The sequence below is a fragment of the Rhodococcus sp. (in: high G+C Gram-positive bacteria) genome, from assembly GCF_049591685.1.
Taxonomy (GTDB): Bacteria; Actinomycetota; Actinomycetes; order Mycobacteriales; family Mycobacteriaceae; genus Rhodococcoides.
Window position 1 is genome coordinate 1 of record NZ_JBAWFH010000418.1, and the last position, 2,033, is coordinate 2,033.

A 2,033-nucleotide genomic window follows, 5' to 3' on the forward strand; every position below is an offset into this window, starting at 1 on the left:
GGCCTCGATCGAAGCCACGTACGGGGCACGGAGTTGTCTCTTGGTCAGCGCGAAAGTAGTCGTCGGCACTGCTGCGAGTCGACATGCTTGTTCGTGAGCCCGCGCGGCGAGCTCCTCCGGTGCCTCACCGGTAACGAGCCCGAGTTCGAGTGCGTTCGACGCGGATGTCACAGTCGCGTTGTTGATCAGCTCGCCAACGCGAGTACCGACGGCTGAACGAAGGATTTCGACCCCTACTGTGGGAAGTGGGACGCCGACGGTGAGTTCGGGAATCCCGATCTTTCCTGAGCCCATGAGCCGTACGTCCGCTGCGATTGCCAGAAGACACCCGCCCCCCAACGCATGGCCGTTGATCGCCGCGATCACGGGAACCGGGCAGGTGAAAATGTCCAGCAGTGTTGCGGACAGCGCTGGAAGGAAGGCCTCGATGTATGCAGTGCCTCCTGCTGCCATCTGCGCGAGATCGACCCCAGCGGAAAATGCCGGTCCGGTGCCGGTCAGAACAACTGCACCGCCGTTCGAGCTGTGCAACGATCGGAATTGTTTCGATAACTCATTGAGTAGCTCTATATCGAGCGTGTTCATCTTGCCGTTATCCAGCACAATTGTGGTGATGTTGTCTCGAGTATCAACGTCCAGCATGGAATGTCCCTTCATATTTTGTACAGGCGCGACAGTGGTGACCGGTTCTCTCGTGCCGAGAATCAAACGAGGCGGCGACGACAGAAAGGTATCGACTACCGCAGGAAAAGGCAATCACGCCGGATTGCGAAGTTGGTACTCGAATACTCGCCCGCTCACGCGCTCGACATACAATAACTTCCTCCGCTTGGAACGCATGCTTTGCGACCAAAACCTCACAGGCGCAGCGTTGCGGCTGCGCCTGTGAGGAATACACACTGCGGGGTTCGGCCCGCTATGAAGGTCCGGGTGTTCAGGACGTAGTGGCGGGAGTCTGCGACTGTCCTTCGTCCTCGACGTAAGAGTTCTGTCGACGCTGCAGCCACGGCAGGTAGAGGACGACAGTCAGTGCGACGGTAATCAATGGCGCAAGCAGCGCCAGCCGTACCGAGAATGTTTGTTCCACGAGTACGATGCCGACAGCCGAGGCAATGACCCACGCTGTCACCGGCCAACTGAGGCGTCCCATAGATCCGCTGGCCGAGCCACCTGTCGTCCGCCCGTCCAGCGCAAGCCATACGAGACCCATGACCACCCACGAAACAATGAACACGCCCTGCCATGCCAACGCCTTGGTCAGGTAGCTGACAACGTCGGTCAGCATGAACAGATAGACACCGACGCCGACCAGAACCACCCACAGGAATCGCGGTGTCGACTTACCTGTGATCTGTTCCACGAAACGCTCCAAATTGCCCGATGCGGAGAAGAAGTTGGCGCTTTGTATGCGAATCTGCGATACCAAGAAGATGAACAATCCGATACCGCCGAGCGAGTCGAGGAATGCGCTGATGATCGCGCCCTCGGTGTTGCCCTGCTGCCACGCAGACGTCAGGTAGATCCCGCAGAGACCTGCACCGAAGAAGCACGTGATGTAGAAGGCCCAGCCGAAGGTGAAATTCGCGTGGAAGGAGGCGTCTTCCCGGCGGCCGTGTCGCGCGAAGTCGAAGGCGTACATCATCATCACCCATGCACCCATGAAAATGAGGTAGGCCTGTAGCCATCCCGGGAGCGGAAGGTCAGGGGGCCCAGGGCGGGTCAGCCAGCCGGTTGGGTAACCCTGTTTCACGGTAGACGCGACAATTACTGCGATAAGACCGAAAACATAGAAGGGCAGCAGGAACCCGTTCAACCGATCGAGCCAGTTCTGTACCCCGCCGGCCACCAACGGGATCGACACCACGATGATCACGAGGTACCAGACTTTGATATTCCCACCGAAGTACTGCTGTAGCGCGATGGACATCAGTGAGCCTTCGAAAGTGGCGAAGTACAGAGCGGTAACGCCGAACAGCAAGGCTGCAACAGCGGAACCACTGGACCCGAACACCCGTTGCGAGAACAGCGAGATA

The 2,033-nt window shown here is 58.6% G+C and carries 2 protein-coding genes; both read right to left on the reverse strand.

From position 1 onward, the window contains the following. On the reverse strand, nt 1–642 hold a 642-nt coding region (locus WBQ44_RS17795), incomplete at its 3' end, for an enoyl-CoA hydratase/isomerase family protein (RefSeq protein WP_495567998.1). A 292-nt stretch (nt 643–934) separates the two neighbouring features. Further along, nucleotides 935–2,033: purine-cytosine permease family protein (locus WBQ44_RS17800; protein WP_495567999.1), on the reverse strand; the 1,099-nt coding region annotated here is incomplete at its 5' end.